The organism is Acinetobacter sp. YH16056_T, assembly GCF_024605895.1.
GTDB classification, from domain to species: Bacteria; Pseudomonadota; Gammaproteobacteria; order Pseudomonadales; family Moraxellaceae; genus Acinetobacter; species Acinetobacter amyesii.
This window is the reverse complement of record NZ_CP094546.1, coordinates 54,706-71,157: the sequence shown is the minus strand read 5'-3', so window position 1 is coordinate 71,157 and position 16,452 is coordinate 54,706. Positions and strand designations below refer to the sequence as shown.

Genomic DNA, 16,452 nt, shown 5'->3' with positions numbered 1-16,452 from the left:
CCCGAATTCTTATTTCTATTTGCCGTGTTAAGGCACTAATCTGAATGCTCTGTAGTAATTATTGCTTGGAATTTTTCCAAATAAACTCATCGCTTGACCGTCGTAATAACCTGGGTAAAACAGCACCACTGGCTTATGCCCCAGTAACGAATGCAAACTGTTCAATAAGTGATGGGCACGTAACAGTGGCCAAACCGACCCTACCCCAGTCATCAACACAATATCTTGTGCATTGGTGGCATATTTACTCACCAGATAGGGCGCGAACTTATCCATATGCAGTGGGCCTTTCAGCGCTTTGAGCAGCGCCTCATCGCCTTTGGCTTTTTGCATTTGAATGGCTTTATCGATGAAGTTACGCTCAGACAGATAATCCACCACGGCTTGCAGCAGGTTGATATTCACCACCTTCAGCTGACTGTGTTTTTTCTCCAGCATCCCGTCTAGAAAATGCAGATATTCGCGCACCTTCAACTCATCTTCAGGTGCATAATCAAAAATCCAGAAGCCAATTTCATTGCCCAATCCTTGTCCAGTGAGAAACTCGGTTGAAAGTATTCGCTCTGGAATCTGGTTCAGACGCTCATGTATTGTTTGACTCATTGCTGCCCCTCTACAACTAACGCGTCCATACCGACACTTCCATAGATCTTTTAATGCGTTGTTTATAATGTTCTTCCAACAGGCTACGCAGCTCTGCTCTGACGATCACGCGCTGCAACTCCAGCTTACGGGTACTTTTTAAATAACCGGCTTCTGCCAGCATGCGAAACACCACCTGCCCCATTTTTTTCTTGCTGGACTCTTTCCAATCACAGATATCCGGATCACGTTGTGAGCGTTCATCCAAAAAATCTGACCAGATATAACTGTCCAAGTATTGCGCCTGGGAGATATAGGCATCCCTCATCACCGTTTCCATAAACTCAAGCAGCAACAGGTTGCGTTCCAGTGCCCCACAAAAAGCCACCTGAGTCGCCAGCTCATCATCCCCATCCCGCAAAGCTTTCCAGAAATCAGGCTCTAAGCGCTCAAGACGCTTACGAATGGCAGTGGCGTTACGTTGGGCTGAAGCAGGCGTTCTTTTTTGCAGAATATTGTCAATCTGAATGGCCTGATGCCATTGTTCTGGAGTCGCTTCTCGTAATAACAGATCCGCGATCAGCCGGCTTTCACGCACCATCAGGGAACCGCCAATCAGGTCACTGTCATAATGAAATTGTTCTAACATAGCCAATCTCCTATGACGCCTGATCAAACAGGTAAGACGACAGCTTTTCGATATCTGAGCGTTGTAGTACCAAGGGATATTTCAAGGCATCATCCGCCTCAGCCAGCGTGATCGCGGCCTGATATCGCTGCAAAGTATAGTGAGCCAGGGCTTTTTTCACCGGAATCTGTAATCTGCCATCAGGCATGCCGAAGTCTTTTTCGACCAGCGCTTGTTGTGATGAGTTCAATTTTGGATTAGGGATCAGCGTCAGTACAATTTCTTCATGCCATTGCTGATCCTGAGCAGGGCCTACTGACTCAATCGCCATCACAACAGGTGTGCGATCAATTCTGGAGAGTAAAAAGTCCTTAAACTGCTTGCTCTGATGGCAATAGGCACGGACATGCCAGCGAAAACCGGTATACACCAGGGTGTGTGGGGAAATGATGCGTTCATGCCACTGCGGATTCTGCATCGAGGCATAAATCATTTTTAAAGTACTTTGGTTGCGGCAGGCACGCAAAACTTCCCGAATCACTTCAGGACGTACACTGCGATCAGGTAATTGAACTGCTGTAAGATTCGGTTCTGGCATCGCAATAAGGGCATGCGATTCACTGACCAAGCCCGAGAGCATATTGAGATATTCATTGATATGCGCTGTAGTCAGTACAGGCTGGAAGCTGGCCTTAGGCACATAACCCTTGACGGAGGGGTCATGAATCAAGGCATCGGGGTTATACAGCGTATTGTAACGCTTGATATCCGCAGAAGCCTGCTGTCGACTGAGCCCAAACCAGCTCATCAAACGATTGGTAACCAAACGACCTTCCCAGTAAGCAAGCAACTCGATGGCTCGCATTCGAAGAAGCACTTCATGCTTATCTGTCGTCATATACCAATCAGTCAATAAATAGCAGCTTTAAGATTACCCTACAGCAAATATACAGTAAATATTTTTGACGGTATTTAAAGGTAGTATTGCAATCATCAGATAAAAAATATACTAGTATCCTGATGATAGCCGTCAAAGTACGATCTCTAGCAGATCATGGATCCTGGTATAGCGCGTGAATTGAGCTAAGTTTTAGAATGAGAGAAATATGGGTTTTAGATTTCGTAAAAGTATTAAATTATTCCCGGGTTTTAAAATTAATCTGACCCATAAAGGCATCAGCAGTGCCAGCATTGGCAAACCTGGTGCTTCTCTAAATATTGGGAAAAAAGGTACGCGAACCAGTGTCGGCATTCCAGGTACGGGACTATCTTACTCTAAACACCAACCTTACTCTAAAAAGACCCGTGTTCCACAACCGACATCGCTAGAACACACGGAATATAATCCTCAGAATTTAGAACAACCGAAGGCAAAGATATGGCCTTGGATTATTTTTGGAATATTGTGTTTTATGGTGGGTGCCGTCATTTTTTAGCAAGAACCGCATTGTATTTTAATCAAAAAAAAAATGCCCAGATGGATGAATGGGCAAACTAAGGAATTAATATCCTTCAGAAACTCCAGCGCAATTCTCGCTACTTTCAGTAAGCGACTCTGGCTCAATCATGATAGTCTGACTCAATCGAGTCGAGGTAAATCGATCCATCACAATTGGAGCAGAAATTATGCTTGATCACACTCTTGGTTAATGCTGAAAAGTCTTTGAGTTTTAATTAATAAATAATAGTATCCATGTCTACCCTCAACTTTACTTATTTTCAGATAGCAACCAATCGAGAGCACTCATTTTTACAATACCATTATAATTCGCTTCAGTCCCTATCGTGTCTAATGTAAGCAAATACTTGGGATACGAATCAGAAATTTTCTGTAATGGACGTAACTCTCGGCTGAGTGTCTCCTCATTGAGCGTTTCTAATGCCACCTGATAATAAGTTAAATTCTGTAAAGTATCGACAGCAACAAAATCAATTTCATATTCATCAACCCGCCCTACATAGACCGTATAACCTCGTCTGACAAGCTCAAGATAAATCACATTTTCTAAGATATGACCTTGATCAGCATTAGCATCAGGCAACATAATCCGGCGCAATCCGACATCAACTAAATAGTATTTTTCAGAGGATTGTAATAACTCACGCCCGCGTACTTTAAATTGTGCGGCACTATAAAATAACAAACTGTCCTGTAAGCCCTGAATATAGCGTTTTACTGTTTCAAATGAAATTTTAACCCCACTTGAAACAAAGGTATTTTTAATTTTATTGATGGAAATAGCTGAGCCTGTCACGCTTGCCAAATATCTTGTGACACGCTCGAGAGAGTTAATATCGGCAGTATTCAAACGTGGAATAACATCTTTAAACATTACACTGGCATAGACCGCTTGCAAGTAATCATAAGTTTCCTGCTGGCTAGTCATGGCAAGCGTATAAGGGAAACTACTGCGCGTATACATGGCATACAAATCACGATTTGATAATTGTTGGATGATCGGATTATTTTCAATATGCCACTGTTTAAATTCTTGGAATGAAAGGGGTAAAACATGTTGCTCTATATAGCGTCCTGTAAGTAAAGTCGCAAGTTCTCCACTTAGAAAGAATGCATTTGAGCCTGTAATATATAAATCGATATAATCCCGAACATATAAAGAGTCGACTACTTTCTCAAAATTTGTAACATGTTGAATTTCATCTAAAAAAACATAGTTTTTTTTACTTTTATCAACTTTGGATAATACATAATCATGTAGTTTACGGTAATCGGTGAGTTCTTCAAATTCCATAAATTCGAAGTTGATGGCAATGATGTTTTCGGCTTGTACGCCCTGTGCTTTTAGGTCTTGTTGAAACATCGCCAATAAGGTGGATTTTCCAGAGCGACGTACACCCGAAAGCACTTTAATGACATCACGGTCTTGCCATGTATTCAGAAATTTTAAGTAGCCATCACGTCGAATATTAGCGCTTCTCATTATTTACACTTAGAATCTAAAGTTTTAATAAATTCTATCAAATTTTAGAATGTATATGTAAATATATTTAGTTTTAAGAAAAGTTTAAAGGTTAAGTGAAACATTCAAAGCTGCTGTAGAAGCATGTAAACATGCAGATCTGATCAAAATCCAAATTCTGTCTTTTTGATTATTTTCCATGTCATGTTATGTCATTTATGCTACGAGTTAACTGCTATATAAATTAAGTGAAAAGTAAATGGAACTAAGTTGTTAACTAGAGTGGAACTCATTTTTGTTGTGCTGATGGTCTCAGCCTTAATCCTAATTGCTTATGAAATGCTAAAAGGTTTATTTTAGAGCATCTATACAATTTTTGATCAAAAAAAGCCCACAGAGGGAATCTATGGGCGAAACTAAGGACCTTGACGGTCATTCAGAAACTACAGCTAGTTTCTGGTTGTGATTCTGGACTGAATTAAAAATAACCATATTGGCTGAATGTATCAAAAGTTAAATCATGTGATTAATCATTGATACTTCTGCAAAAATGAGCTCATCGCTCTGTTGATTAATACAGTAATTCACCAAACAAATCCGCTCTAATCTCTTCCAGGCTCAGATCTGATTTCATCCTATTACAGATGGGATGAACCAGCAGACCATTCTCTAGAACACCTTGCCCACCTACGGCTTTGGCAATCCGATGATCCGATTCAGTAGAATCAAGATAGATCAATCCATCACAAATGAGGCAAAAGTTATGATTACCCACCAGAAAATTGTGCTTAAGCAGACTCTTGGTTAATGCCGAAAAGGCCTTGGGCTTTGACCGAGAAATTGGACTAATCGACTCCACATATCCCACTCTATTGTAAACAAGACATTTTTATCTTTTATATTCAATGGCTTATTTTCCTGCTAATTGGTAATACCATGAAAAATACCATGCTCAGAAAAGGCTTAACAATATTTTGAAAAATTGCCTACTGAGCGCTGCCGCACAGCTCCATAGGCCGCTTTCCTGGCTTTGCTTCCAGATGTATGCTATTCTGCTCCTGCAGCTAATGGATCACCGCAAACAGGTTACTCGCCTGGGGATTCCCTTTCGACCCGAGCATCCGTATGAGACTCATGCTCGATTATTATTATTATAGAAGCCCCCATGAATAAATCGCTCATCATTTTCGGCATCGTCAACATAACCTCGGACAGTTTCTCCGATGGAGGCCGGTATCTGGCGCCAGACGCAGCCATTGCGCAGGCGCGTAAGCTGATGGCCGAGGGGGCAGATGTGATCGACCTCGGTCCGGCATCCAGCAATCCCGACGCCGCGCCTGTTTCGTCCGACACAGAAATCGCGCGTATCGCGCCGGTGCTGGACGCGCTCAAGGCAGATGGCATTCCCGTCTCGCTCGACAGTTATCAACCCGCGACGCAAGCCTATGCCTTGTCGCGTGGTGTGGCCTATCTCAATGATATTCGCGGTTTTCCAGACGCTGCGTTCTATCCGCAATTGGCGAAATCATCTGCCAAACTCGTCGTTATGCATTCGGTGCAAGACGGGCAGGCAGATCGGCGCGAGGCACCCGCTGGCGACATCATGGATCACATTGCGGCGTTCTTTGACGCGCGCATCGCGGCGCTGACGGGTGCCGGTATCAAACGCAACCGCCTTGTCCTTGATCCCGGCATGGGGTTTTTTCTGGGGGCTGCTCCCGAAACCTCGCTCTCGGTGCTGGCGCGGTTCGATGAATTGCGGCTGCGCTTCGATTTGCCGGTGCTTCTGTCTGTTTCGCGCAAATCCTTTCTGCGCGCGCTCACAGGCCGTGGTCCGGGGGATGTCGGGGCCGCGACACTCGCTGCAGAGCTTGCCGCCGCCGCAGGTGGAGCTGACTTCATCCGCACACACGAGCCGCGCCCCTTGCGCGACGGGCTGGCGGTATTGGCGGCGCTGAAAGAAACCGCAAGAATTCGTTAACTGCACATTCGGGATATTTCTCTATATTCGCGGTTCAGCAGGCATGTCCCCTTTGAGGGCGACCCGACGACAGGATAATCGACCTTATGGTGCGCAAATATTTCGGCACAGACGGTATTCGTGGCAAAGCCAACGAAGGCGCGATGACGGCGGAAACCGCCTTGCGCGTCGGCATGGCGGCTGGCCGTGTCTTTCGTCGCGGTGACCACCGCCATCGTGTCGTGATCGGCAAGGATACGCGCCTGTCGGGCTATATGCTTGAACCCGCGCTCACAGCCGGTTTCACCTCGATGGGCATGGACGTATTCCTTTTTGGCCCGCTGCCGACAACGTAATAGGAAGAATAAACGCCCTTTTCACCCAAGTCCAAATTAATTTGCCGATTCCATAATCAGGGTGTATTACAATTCCATAGAGTTTTTCAATCCAGGTGGTTTAGCTGATAACTTAACGATTGATCAGCTTCTTCGTGAAGATTACTCGCCATGGGCGCGCAATAAAAGGATATCTGCCACGTTCAAAGAAGCGCATTTTATTGAAAAATATGGGTCAGGCATCAAACGAATCCAAGAAGGCTTCGCATCCTATGGTCTGCGTCCCCCTGTCTTTGAAAATTTCCAGCACGGTTTTCGAGTTATTGTCTCATCAAAGCTACTTTTCGAATCTAATGAGGGAGTAAGTGAGGGAGTAAATCTACTATTTAATCAGATAAGAACTAATCCAGGAAAGCGTGCACCATTTTTAGTAAACGAGCTATTAGTTCCTGTCAAGATAGTAGAGCGGTGGCTCAAAATCTTAAGAGATGATCATAAAATCGAGTTTCGAGGAGCTCCTAAAAGTGGAGGATACTGGCTAAAATAGAAATCAATGATACTCTTAAGTGGCACCAATCGAACTCCTATTTTAGCATTTAAAAAAGTATCCTCACATCATTTTATTGAACAATACCTAAGGCTGCTCTGGCGGCATTGATATGATTATCGTCGTTGCACTCTACCGCAAAAGCGCCATATGCTAATGGAGCTGCAGCAGCCCTCTCTATAGATTGTTCGTAGAGCCTATCCCATATCGTTCCGCCTTGTTTAGCATACTCCGTTATCAAACTCTTCAGGCTATCCTCTCCAAAAACCGATACGTGACCAGAAAAGTCCAGTGCAGGATCACCCATATGCGCAGTAGACCAATCTATGATACCAGAGGTCTTACCTTCCTTCGAGGTTAAGACATGCCCTGCATAGAGATCGCCATGGATGAAACAAGTGAATTCAGGCCACAAAGGGTCATTGTCCAACCATCTACGGTATCTGTTTTCCAACGGCTCGCTGATACCTATCTCAGATTTCACCAAGTGGATACGGTCAGCTATTTCGGTCCTCAATTCACTTGGAGTCATTATTTTCAAGTTGCTCTTTCTCACATCGTCAGCTGTAATACGATGTAATTCGGCCAATGATTTTGCCAGAGACTCCACATAAGCTATGCTATCGCGATCTATGTTCCAAGAAACCTCATGTGTTATCGCATCGAATGTCAGAGCAGGCGCATCCTCCAGTAAAGGGTAGGCTATTAGGCGCTCCGATACAATTTTCCAATCAGGGACATTGATCGACAGGTTTCTTTTGGCTAAATCCAATATTCTACTTTCATTTTCGATTTGTTCAAGCATATCGCTTCTTCGAGGTATACGGAGTACCCAGTTCTCACCGTTTACTTCCTTTACAAAGGCAACTCTAAAGTCGATGCCCATCTCATTGACGCTCATCTCTTCCGAAATTCTCAGCCCATGCTCTAGGGCTAATGTTTGCATATCTTCGATTGTCATTTCTATACTGTTTTCTTTTATTAAATTGGTACCAGTTCCCCCGACAGGACATTCTGAATGTCATATACAGGTGTAACACTTTACCCATATTCTTTTCGTATGGATAACACTTCCCATCAGGGAACAAAAATCTGATACATGAATTAATTGTGAGACAGTAGACCTACTGTCGCATTGAAGCCATCTCGGCGACTATTTGATTAGGAAAACCAAGGCTTTGCCATCATAGCCTTATCATAGAAGTATAACATAGTTGTAAAGATAGAAAATTATTTTTTATTCATCCATGATGTTATTATTTTATAATAACATCATCTAAACATGTCCTGTCGCTCTTTTGTGCTGTGATATTTCATACCTATTAACTGCTTTCGTTTGAATTATACGACGTTCTACTCACAATAGGGCAAGGGTTACTCATTCCGTAGGATGCGGTTCACGTATAGGAAGAATAAACGCCCTTTTCACCCAAGTCCAACAGCTTTGGACCGCAGTTGACTCTTTCGACACCCCTGCGATGCAACCCAATCCGGCTGACGGGGAGCCAGCAACGCTGAAAATTTACCCTCCTCTTTCCCACTAGCGGCTCCTTTTCCGACAACCAGCACGGCGGATCCCTGCCGCGGCGCTGTGAACGCAGCATTTTGATTGGTATCGTTGGCCTTCAGGCTCGTCAGTCAAACAGACCCAGGAGCAGCTCAGCCGGTGGCGCCCGGCTTTCGGGTAACGCCCTGGTCCCGCTGGTTTCGGCTTTGTGCTTCAGGTGATCAAGGATCTGCTTGATCACTATAGGGTCTTCAATGCAGGCGATGACTTTCATGGCGCCGCCGCAGCCGCTGCAGGTCTCGATGTCGATATTGAAAACACGCTTGAGCCGTTGCGCCCATGTCATCGACGCTCGCCGTTGTGCTGGTGTTGCCGGTTCATCAGCCACCCTGACCTTGTTGCCCCTGCCCCGTTTTGCCGGCGTGACCAACGCCCGGTGCCGACTGTTGGGTGCGAACACCCCGTGGAAGCGGGTTAGGTTGACTCTGGGCTTCGGTACCAGGGCGGCCAGCCTTGCAATGAAATCCAATGGTTCGAAAATGACGTGCGTGGTGCCGTCCCGGTACGGCGTCTTGAGCTGGTAGCGCACGTTGCCGCCTCGTGTTAACGACAGCCGCTTCTCGGATACCGCCGGGCGGCTGATGTACCGGCACAGCCGTTCGAGCTTCTTGCGTTCATCGGCCCTGGCCGCCACGCCGGCGTGCAGGCTGGACCCGGCTACCTTGCCAATCCCGTCACCGAACGGATCACCACTGGTCGGCAGAGTTTGCAAAGTGAACACCTTTCGCCCCGCCTGTGAACCGACAGCGATACGGTAAGTGATCGAGTGCCCCAGCAGGGGTGTCATCGGGTCGTCATCCACCGCATCCGAGGCCAGATAGCTGTTTTCGACATCCCGTTCCAGCAGGCCTTGCCGTTCCAGATAGCGACCCACCCGGTGGGCGATGGTGTGCGTCAGCTGGGTGAGCTCTGGGCTGGTCGGCGCCTTGACCCAGCGGAAACGCGCTGAGCCGTGGGATTGCTCGACATACACACCGTCGAGAAACAGCATGTGGAAGTGAACATTCAGATTGAGCGCCGATCCAAAACGCTGGATCAGGGTGACCGCGCCCGTCTTGGCCACTTGGTGGGTATGGCCCGCTTTCTTGACCAGGTGCGTGGCAATGACGCGGTAAACGATGCCCAGCACCCACCCCATGATCTCGGGCCGGCTGGCAAACAGGAAACGCAGCTGAAACGGGAAGCTCAACACCCACTGACGCATGGGTTGTTCAGGCAGTACTTCATCAACCAGCAAGGCGGCACTTTCGGCCATCCGCCGCGCCCCACAGCTCGGGCAGAAACCGCGACGCTTACAGCTGAAAGCGACCAGGTGCTCGGCGTGGCAAGACTCGCAGCGAACCCGTAGAAAGCCATGCTCCAGCCGCCCGCATTGGAGAAATTCTTCAAATTCCCGTTGCACATAGCCCGGCAATTCCTTTCCCTGCTCTGCCATAAGCGCAGCGAATGCCGGGTAATACTCGTCAACGATCTGATAGAGAAGGGTTTGCTCGGGTCGGTGGCTCTGGTAACGACCAGTATCCCGATCCCGGCTGGCCGTCCTGGCCGCCACATGAGGCATGTTCCGCGTCCTTGCAATACTGTGTTTACATACAGTCTATCGCTTAGCGGAAAGTTCTTTTACCCTCAGCCGAAATGCCTGCCGTTGCTAGACATTGCCAGCCAGTGCCCGTCACTCCCACTCAAATGTTAATAGGCCGCCTCTATGAAGGGGGCTGTTTTCGGGGTCGATTTCCAGGGGTTCATTGACACTTGAGGGGCGGGCTATGCCTTCCCTCTTGGCGTCCAATCCGCCCCTTGGGGCGTCAAATCAAGTCCGCTTTGTTCGGGCTGGGGTTGAAGTTGAAGCTGGGAATCTCCCCCGGCTTATGGCTGGCTGATGGTACTGGTTTGGGTGTCGCTGGGGTGGCTTTCTTGGGGGCCGGTTGGGAGGATGCCGGCGGTCTTGCGGTGGCCTTTTCAGGCTCGCCTGGCGACCGAATCAGACTGTTCACATAGCTGATAAAAGCATCATATCCGAAGCTGATTTTCCCTTCATCGTGCAGCGTTTTCCAGATGGCTTTTACCGGCCAGCCATCGGTCAAAGCCTCTTTTATGTCGTCGCGCTGGGCCAGGAAAGCCGCCCGATTCTGTCCTGAACGGGTGGGCTTTTGGGTCTGCATTTGCGCTGCAATGCGCTCTGTAAGCCGTTTAGTCATGCCGATTCTACCGCCTTTTATATGTCGATTTATCCGCGATTTAATGCCGATTCTATCGCTATTAAAGCGATTGTAAGGCGACTAAAGCCAGATTGCACGCCTTATGCGTGGAATCGGCTTGTGTTTGTCGATAAAACGGGTTATAGCCGGTAAATGGTAGTGATGTTAAAGTGGTGGTGAAGCGGGCAGGATGTGTGAAGTAGGCCCACCATGCAAGCATGGTGTTCCTCTTCACTTCCCCTTATTCGCACCTGCGGCGCTCAACGGGAATCCTGCCCTGCGGGGCCATCGGCGGACGCCGGAATAAGAGAACCAGGAGGACGCCAAAGATGGAGGCGACAGAGCAGAAGGTAACGAGAAAAAGCAGCACGCCGATCAAGGTGTATTGCCTGCCGGAAGAGCGGGCCGCCATTGAGGCCAACGCACAAGCGGCTGGCTTGAGTACGTCTGCTTTTTTGCTGGCCGTGGGGCAGGGTTACGCCGTCCAGGGCGTGACCGATTACGAGAACGTGCGCGAGCTGGTGCGGGTCAATGGCGACCTGGGCCGCCTCGGTGGTCTGCTGAAATTGTGGCTGACCGACGATGCCCGAACGGCCCGGTTCAGCGCTGAAACTGTCTTGGGCCTGCTGGCCCGGATTGAGGCCAACCAGGACGAAATGAGCCGATTGATGGAATCTATTGTGCGACCCAGGGCAGCATCATGATTGCCAAGCATGTTGCCATGCGTTCCCTGGGCAAATCAGACTTTGCCGACCTGGCTAAATACATCACCGACGCACAGAGCAAAGACCACCGGCTGGGCCATGTTCAGGTCACGAATTGCGAGGCGCATTCAGTGCGCGATGCCATCACCGAAGTGCTGGCCACCCAGCACATGAACACCAGGGCCAAGGGCGATAAGACCTATCACCTGATTGTCAGTTTTCGCGCCGGCGAGAATCCCGATGCCGACACCTTGAAGGCGATAGAGGAACGGATTTGCCAAGGGCTAGGGTTTGGTGAGCATCAGCGTATCAGCGCCGTGCATAACGACACCGACAACCTGCACATCCACATTGCCATCAACAAGATTCACCCGACCAGGCACACGATGCACGAACCGTACTATCCGCACCTGGCGCTGGCCGACTTGTGCGAGACGCTGGAACGGGACTATGGCCTGGAGGCAGACAATCACCGGCCGCAGCAGCGCGGGGCGGCATCGAGGGCCGCCGACATGGAGCGCCATGCCGGCGTGGAAAGTCTGGTGGGCTGGATCAAGCGCGAATGCCTGGACGACATTAAAGCCGCGCAGTCCTGGACGGAGCTGCACCAGGTCATGCGTGATAACGGCCTGGAGATTACGCCAAGGGGTAACGGGTTGGTGATCCGGGCCGATGACGGCACGATGGTCAAGCCCAGCACCCTGTCCCGCGATCTGTCCAAGCCTGCCCTGGAAAAGCGGCTGGGAGCCTTTGAGGCGTCACCGGATCAGCAGGAGAAGCCGCCCAGGCGGCAGTATCAAAAGAAGCCGGTACGGTCACGCGCTGACACCACCGAGCTTTATGCCAGGTACAAAGTTTTTTATCGCCAACTTATCAATGATAAATAAAAGTCACATCTATGTCAAAATCACTTATAACCGCACTCATTGTTGTCGCGCTTGATGCGATTGGTTTGGGATTAATCATGCCGGTGGTTCCGGCTTTATTAAATGAATTTGTACCGGCAGAGCAAACAGCATTTCACTATGGTGTTTTTTTATCGCTTTATGCGTTTATGCAGGTCTTTTGCGCGCCCGTTTTAGGGCGGTTATCTGACCGCTATGGACGGCGGATTATTTTGCTGGTTTCATTTTTAGGTGCCACGATTGATTATAGCATAATGGCGGCAGCGCCTGTTTTATGGGTGCTTTATATCGGCCGGATTATCTCAGGTGTTACCGGAGCAACTGGTGCAATCGCGGCATCAATTATCGCTGATACAACTAAACAGGAAGAACGTGCGCGTTGGTTTGGTTTTATGGGGGCGTGTTTTGGTGCAGGTATGATTGCAGGGCCTGCTATTGGCGGTGTTCTTAGTGATATATCTGTGCATGCGCCCTTTGTGGCAGGGGCTCTTCTCAATGCAATTGCCTTTTGTTTGGTGGCTTTCTTGTTGCCCAAAACGCCGTCACAACCGCCTGAAGGACAGCCAGCCAAAATCAATTTGTTTGAAGGCTTTCGCTTCAATTTTGCAGTTCAGGGACTTGCCAGCTTTTTTGCGTTGTTTTTTCTTATGCAGCTGATTGGGCAGGCGCCCGCCGCTTTGTGGGTGATTTATGGCGAACAGCGCTTGAATTGGGATATTGGCACAGCAGGTGTGTCGCTGGCCGTTTTTGGTGCAGCACATACATTCGTACAAGCTGTTTTAACCGGCACTCTTTCAAAGCGACTGGGTGACCGCGGTGTGTTGCTGCTTGGAATGGGCGCTGATATGTGCGGGTTTTTATTGCTGGCTTTTATCACGCAAAGCTGGATGGCGGTATTCTCAGGAACGGGTCCTATACCAGGAGCAATTCAAGAATTGCAACAGCAGATTTTTACTGAATGGTTACCAACTTCAGGTTTTGAATATGCTGAATTGCCAGATATCGAATTATATTTAGATGCTAATCCTCAGAATGCACAGTTCCAAATATGGCTCCCGATTCGTGCAAAATAAAAAAGTTGTGGCAAGTTTTTTGCCACAACTTTTTTTGAATAAAATGACTCTTAGTATTTTATAACTGACAATCAGCATATTAGATACTATAGTTGTTGTTGGCCTTTTAATTTGTTATAATCATATTGAGAGTAATTAGGAAAAAAGGAGCGTGGACAGATGACTAGAACGTGGTTTATTACTGGTGGAAGTAAAGGAATTGGTTTTGAGACAGTAAAATTAGTATTAGAAAATGGCGACCAAGTCATTTCTTTTTCTAGAACAGAAGGAAAACTCAGCAGGTTAAAAACAGAATATGGATCTTCTTTGCTGATCTGTTTAGGCGATATTGAAGAACGAGACATGGTAGTAGCCGCTGCTGCTAAGGGAGCAGAAAAATTTAATGGCATCGATATTGCTTTGAGTAATGCGGGAATGATGCTTGGAGGAATGATTGAGGAGACAACAGAAGAAGAGGCGCGTCAGATAATGAATGTAAACTTTTTCGGTTCTCTTTGGACGGCTCAAGCGGTTTCTCCTTTTTTGCGAGACAAATCAGGTCGTTTTATCCAAATGAGTAGTATCGGGGGCATCATGTCTTGGATGACTTCAGGTCTATACAGTGCTAGTAAATTTGCGGTAGAAGGATTGACGGAAGCTTTAGCACAGGAACTGGCTCCTTTTGGTGTTCATGTGACTATTGTTGAACCAGGAGGTTATTGGACAGATCTTTACAAGAAACTGCATAATAGTAAACGCTTGCCGGATTATCAAGAACTGCATCAACAAATGGATGCCTTCGCAAAAGAACAGGAGGGTCAGGCGACAGATAGTGACCCTATATTAGCAGCAAAGACAATCTTAAAACTTGCGGCATTGCCTGAACCACCACTACGTCTAATATTAAGTGATTCTCTTTTTGATGGGGTGATCGAAGCAACGGAAAATAAAATCGCCGGGTGGAAAGCAGAGGAGAGCCTCAGTCGGGAATCAGAAAAATTGATTCCAATGCCTGAAGGGTATTTAGCTGATAAGTAGATGACGACAGGAAAGTGACAATAAAAAATGAAAGAAATCATTGAAGAAATTCAAGCATACAAACCTTTTACACAGCAAGAAGCAAATGATCAAAAACTTTTTCTAAAACAAATACAATTTACGTATAGGAAGAATAAACGCCCTTTTCACCCAAGTCCAACAGCTTTGGACCGCAGTTGACTCTTTCGACACCCCTGCGATGCAACCCAATCCGGCTGACGGGGAGCCAGCAACGCTGAAAATTTACCCTCCTCTTTCCCACTAGCGGCTCCTTTTCCGACAACCAGCACGGCGGATCCCTGCCGCGGCGCTGTGAACGCAGCATTTTGATTGGTATCGTTGGCCTTCAGGCTCGTCAGTCAAACAGACCCAGGAGCAGCTCAGCCGGTGGCGCCCGGCTTTCGGGTAACGCCCTGGTCCCGCTGGTTTCGGCTTTGTGCTTCAGGTGATCAAGGATCTGCTTGATCACTATAGGGTCTTCAATGCAGGCGATGACTTTCATGGCGCCGCCGCAGCCGCTGCAGGTCTCGATGTCGATATTGAAAACACGCTTGAGCCGTTGCGCCCATGTCATCGACGCTCGCCGTTGTGCTGGTGTTGCCGGTTCATCAGCCACCCTGACCTTGTTGCCCCTGCCCCGTTTTGCCGGCGTGACCAACGCCCGGTGCCGACTGTTGGGTGCGAACACCCCGTGGAAGCGGGTTAGGTTGACTCTGGGCTTCGGTACCAGGGCGGCCAGCCTTGCAATGAAATCCAATGGTTCGAAAATGACGTGCGTGGTGCCGTCCCGGTACGGCGTCTTGAGCTGGTAGCGCACGTTGCCGCCTCGTGTTAACGACAGCCGCTTCTCGGATACCGCCGGGCGGCTGATGTACCGGCACAGCCGTTCGAGCTTCTTGCGTTCATCGGCCCTGGCCGCCACGCCGGCGTGCAGGCTGGACCCGGCTACCTTGCCAATCCCGTCACCGAACGGATCACCACTGGTCGGCAGAGTTTGCAAAGTGAACACCTTTCGCCCCGCCTGTGAACCGACAGCGATACGGTAAGTGATCGAGTGCCCCAGCAGGGGTGTCATCGGGTCGTCATCCACCGCATCCGAGGCCAGATAGCTGTTTTCGACATCCCGTTCCAGCAGGCCTTGCCGTTCCAGATAGCGACCCACCCGGTGGGCGATGGTGTGCGTCAGCTGGGTGAGCTCTGGGCTGGTCGGCGCCTTGACCCAGCGGAAACGCGCTGAGCCGTGGGATTGCTCGACATACACACCGTCGAGAAACAGCATGTGGAAGTGAACATTCAGATTGAGCGCCGATCCAAAACGCTGGATCAGGGTGACCGCGCCCGTCTTGGCCACTTGGTGGGTATGGCCCGCTTTCTTGACCAGGTGCGTGGCAATGACGCGGTAAACGATGCCCAGCACCCACCCCATGATCTCGGGCCGGCTGGCAAACAGGAAACGCAGCTGAAACGGGAAGCTCAACACCCACTGACGCATGGGTTGTTCAGGCAGTACTTCATCAACCAGCAAGGCGGCACTTTCGGCCATCCGCCGCGCCCCACAGCTCGGGCAGAAACCGCGACGCTTACAGCTGAAAGCGACCAGGTGCTCGGCGTGGCAAGACTCGCAGCGAACCCGTAGAAAGCCATGCTCCAGCCGCCCGCATTGGAGAAATTCTTCAAATTCCCGTTGCACATAGCCCGGCAATTCCTTTCCCTGCTCTGCCATAAGCGCAGCGAATGCCGGGTAATACTCGTCAACGATCTGATAGAGAAGGGTTTGCTCGGGTCGGTGGCTCTGGTAACGACCAGTATCCCGATCCCGGCTGGCCGTCCTGGCCGCCACATGAGGCATGTTCCGCGTCCTTGCAATACTGTGTTTACATACAGTCTATCGCTTAGCGGAAAGTTCTTTTACCCTCAGCCGAAATGCCTGCCGTTGCTAGACATTGCCAGCCAGTGCCCGTCACTCCCACTCGATTGTAAACAAGCACACAAAACCCTTTAGTGACAACAATTTG

15 protein-coding genes and 4 pseudogenes are annotated in these 16,452 nt (G+C 48.8%); 10 read left to right on the top strand and 9 right to left on the bottom strand.

Features of this window, described 5'->3' with window-relative positions; all coding sequences use genetic code 11:
* Positions 1–27: 27 nt before the first annotated feature.
* From MST17_RS16535 to MST17_RS16525, 3 genes are read right to left on the bottom strand one after another with little or no spacing between them, the layout of a single operon-like run.
* Positions 28–603, bottom strand: a complete 576-nt coding sequence (locus MST17_RS16535; protein ID WP_086355031.1) for a DUF1788 domain-containing protein — start codon at positions 601–603, stop codon at positions 28–30.
* A gap of 16 nt (positions 604–619) precedes the next feature.
* Positions 620–1,231 carry a DUF1819 family protein gene (locus MST17_RS16530; protein ID WP_121523422.1) on the bottom strand — a complete coding sequence of 204 codons (612 nt, stop codon included), beginning with the start codon at positions 1,229–1,231 and terminating at the stop codon, positions 620–622.
* A gap of 10 nt (positions 1,232–1,241) precedes the next feature.
* A complete protein-coding gene (locus tag MST17_RS16525; RefSeq protein WP_180004198.1) occupies positions 1,242–2,108 on the bottom strand; it encodes a WYL domain-containing protein in 867 nt (288 codons plus the stop codon).
* A gap of 208 nt (positions 2,109–2,316) precedes the next feature.
* Here MST17_RS16525 and MST17_RS16520 point away from each other — a divergent pair, with 208 nt between their 5' ends.
* Entirely contained in the window at positions 2,317–2,646 is a 330-nt protein-coding gene (locus MST17_RS16520) for a DUF4236 domain-containing protein (protein ID WP_005403805.1), read from the top strand.
* A gap of 273 nt (positions 2,647–2,919) precedes the next feature.
* On the opposite strand, the gene MST17_RS16515 is transcribed toward MST17_RS16520, so the two are convergent.
* Positions 2,920–4,152 carry an ATP-binding protein gene (locus tag MST17_RS16515; RefSeq protein ID WP_160255372.1) on the bottom strand — a complete coding sequence of 411 codons (1,233 nt, stop codon included), beginning with the start codon at positions 4,150–4,152 and terminating at the stop codon, positions 2,920–2,922.
* A 550-nt stretch (positions 4,153–4,702) separates the two neighbouring features.
* Positions 4,703–5,014: pseudogene (locus MST17_RS16510) on the bottom strand (HNH endonuclease signature motif containing protein); the annotation flags it as partial.
* A 282-nt stretch (positions 5,015–5,296) separates the two neighbouring features.
* Here MST17_RS16510 and sul2 point away from each other — a divergent pair.
* The 3 genes and pseudogenes from sul2 (at position 5,297) to MST17_RS16495 (ending at position 6,973) form a co-directional block, all read left to right on the top strand.
* The gene (gene sul2 / locus MST17_RS16505; protein WP_001043260.1) at positions 5,297–6,112 is read left to right on the top strand and encodes a sulfonamide-resistant dihydropteroate synthase Sul2; all 816 of its coding nucleotides are present in this window, start codon (positions 5,297–5,299) and stop codon (positions 6,110–6,112) included.
* 86 nt (positions 6,113–6,198) lie between these two features.
* Positions 6,199–6,441, top strand: a pseudogene (gene glmM, locus MST17_RS16500) (phosphoglucosamine mutase); the annotation flags it as partial.
* Between the two features lie 67 nt (positions 6,442–6,508).
* Positions 6,509–6,973 carry an ATP-binding protein gene (locus tag MST17_RS16495; protein WP_071830580.1) on the top strand — a complete coding sequence of 155 codons (465 nt, stop codon included), beginning with the start codon at positions 6,509–6,511 and terminating at the stop codon, positions 6,971–6,973.
* A 73-nt stretch (positions 6,974–7,046) separates the two neighbouring features.
* On the opposite strand, the gene mph is transcribed toward MST17_RS16495, so the two are convergent.
* The 3 genes from mph to MST17_RS16480 form a co-directional block, all read right to left on the bottom strand.
* Positions 7,047–7,934, bottom strand: a complete 888-nt coding sequence (gene mph, locus MST17_RS16490) for an Mph(E)/Mph(G) family macrolide 2'-phosphotransferase (protein ID WP_071830579.1) — start codon at positions 7,932–7,934, stop codon at positions 7,047–7,049.
* A gap of 673 nt (positions 7,935–8,607) precedes the next feature.
* Entirely contained in the window at positions 8,608–10,101 is a 1,494-nt protein-coding gene (locus MST17_RS16485; RefSeq protein ID WP_001120888.1) for an IS91-like element ISVsa3 family transposase, read from the bottom strand.
* A 244-nt stretch (positions 10,102–10,345) separates the two neighbouring features.
* Positions 10,346–10,738, bottom strand: a complete 393-nt coding sequence (locus MST17_RS16480) for a TraK family protein (RefSeq protein ID WP_052928019.1) — start codon at positions 10,736–10,738, stop codon at positions 10,346–10,348.
* A 329-nt stretch (positions 10,739–11,067) separates the two neighbouring features.
* Between MST17_RS16480 and traJ the strand changes: the two genes are divergently transcribed.
* From traJ to MST17_RS16450, 6 genes and pseudogenes are all read left to right on the top strand, one after another.
* On the top strand, positions 11,068–11,442 hold the full coding sequence (gene traJ, locus MST17_RS16475) for a conjugal transfer transcriptional regulator TraJ (RefSeq protein WP_033472343.1): 375 nt from the start codon (positions 11,068–11,070) through the stop codon (positions 11,440–11,442).
* A pseudogene (traI, locus tag MST17_RS16470) lies at positions 11,439–12,314 on the top strand (TraI/MobA(P) family conjugative relaxase); the annotation flags it as partial. The gene traJ and the pseudogene traI, both read left to right, overlap by 4 nt.
* Positions 12,315–12,340: 26 nt before the next feature.
* A pseudogene (locus tag MST17_RS16465) lies at positions 12,341–13,243 on the top strand (TCR/Tet family MFS transporter); the annotation flags it as partial.
* Complete coding sequence (locus MST17_RS16460; RefSeq protein WP_233735431.1) at positions 13,235–13,420, top strand: GyrI-like domain-containing protein; 186 nt, start codon at positions 13,235–13,237, stop codon at positions 13,418–13,420. The pseudogene MST17_RS16465 and the gene MST17_RS16460, both read left to right, overlap by 9 nt.
* Positions 13,421–13,579: 159 nt before the next feature.
* Positions 13,580–14,437, top strand: coding sequence for an SDR family NAD(P)-dependent oxidoreductase (locus MST17_RS16455; RefSeq protein WP_120366351.1), 858 nt, complete (start codon positions 13,580–13,582; stop codon positions 14,435–14,437).
* A gap of 27 nt (positions 14,438–14,464) precedes the next feature.
* Positions 14,465–14,617 (top strand): hypothetical protein, encoded by a 153-nt coding sequence (locus MST17_RS16450; RefSeq protein ID WP_180007116.1) that lies wholly within the window; start codon positions 14,465–14,467, stop codon positions 14,615–14,617.
* Between the two features lie 175 nt (positions 14,618–14,792).
* On the opposite strand, the gene MST17_RS16445 is transcribed toward MST17_RS16450, so the two are convergent.
* On the bottom strand, positions 14,793–16,286 hold the full coding sequence (locus MST17_RS16445; protein WP_001120888.1) for an IS91-like element ISVsa3 family transposase: 1,494 nt from the start codon (positions 16,284–16,286) through the stop codon (positions 14,793–14,795).
* Positions 16,287–16,452: the final 166 nt, after the last annotated feature.

Excerpts from the sequence above, each read along its gene's own strand:
- MST17_RS16535 (WP_086355031.1), bottom strand. The coding sequence starts at position 603 with ATGAGTCAAACAATACATGAGCGTCTGAACCAGATTCCAGAGCGAATA.
- MST17_RS16530 (WP_121523422.1), bottom strand. The coding sequence starts at position 1,231 with ATGTTAGAACAATTTCATTATGACAGTGACCTGATTGGCGGTTCCCTG.
- MST17_RS16525 (WP_180004198.1), bottom strand. The coding sequence starts at position 2,108 with ATGACGACAGATAAGCATGAAGTGCTTCTTCGAATGCGAGCCATCGAG.
- MST17_RS16520 (WP_005403805.1), top strand. The coding sequence starts at position 2,317 with ATGGGTTTTAGATTTCGTAAAAGTATTAAATTATTCCCGGGTTTTAAA.
- MST17_RS16515 (WP_160255372.1), bottom strand. The coding sequence starts at position 4,152 with ATGAGAAGCGCTAATATTCGACGTGATGGCTACTTAAAATTTCTGAAT.
- sul2 (WP_001043260.1), top strand. The coding sequence starts at position 5,297 with ATGAATAAATCGCTCATCATTTTCGGCATCGTCAACATAACCTCGGAC.
- mph (WP_071830579.1), bottom strand. The coding sequence starts at position 7,934 with ATGACAATCGAAGATATGCAAACATTAGCCCTAGAGCATGGGCTGAGA.
- MST17_RS16485 (WP_001120888.1), bottom strand. The coding sequence starts at position 10,101 with ATGCCTCATGTGGCGGCCAGGACGGCCAGCCGGGATCGGGATACTGGT.
- MST17_RS16480 (WP_052928019.1), bottom strand. The coding sequence starts at position 10,738 with ATGACTAAACGGCTTACAGAGCGCATTGCAGCGCAAATGCAGACCCAA.
- traJ (WP_033472343.1), top strand. The coding sequence starts at position 11,068 with ATGGAGGCGACAGAGCAGAAGGTAACGAGAAAAAGCAGCACGCCGATC.
- MST17_RS16460 (WP_233735431.1), top strand. The coding sequence starts at position 13,235 with ATGGCGGTATTCTCAGGAACGGGTCCTATACCAGGAGCAATTCAAGAA.
- MST17_RS16455 (WP_120366351.1), top strand. The coding sequence starts at position 13,580 with ATGACTAGAACGTGGTTTATTACTGGTGGAAGTAAAGGAATTGGTTTT.
- MST17_RS16450 (WP_180007116.1), top strand. The coding sequence starts at position 14,465 with ATGAAAGAAATCATTGAAGAAATTCAAGCATACAAACCTTTTACACAG.
- MST17_RS16445 (WP_001120888.1), bottom strand. The coding sequence starts at position 16,286 with ATGCCTCATGTGGCGGCCAGGACGGCCAGCCGGGATCGGGATACTGGT.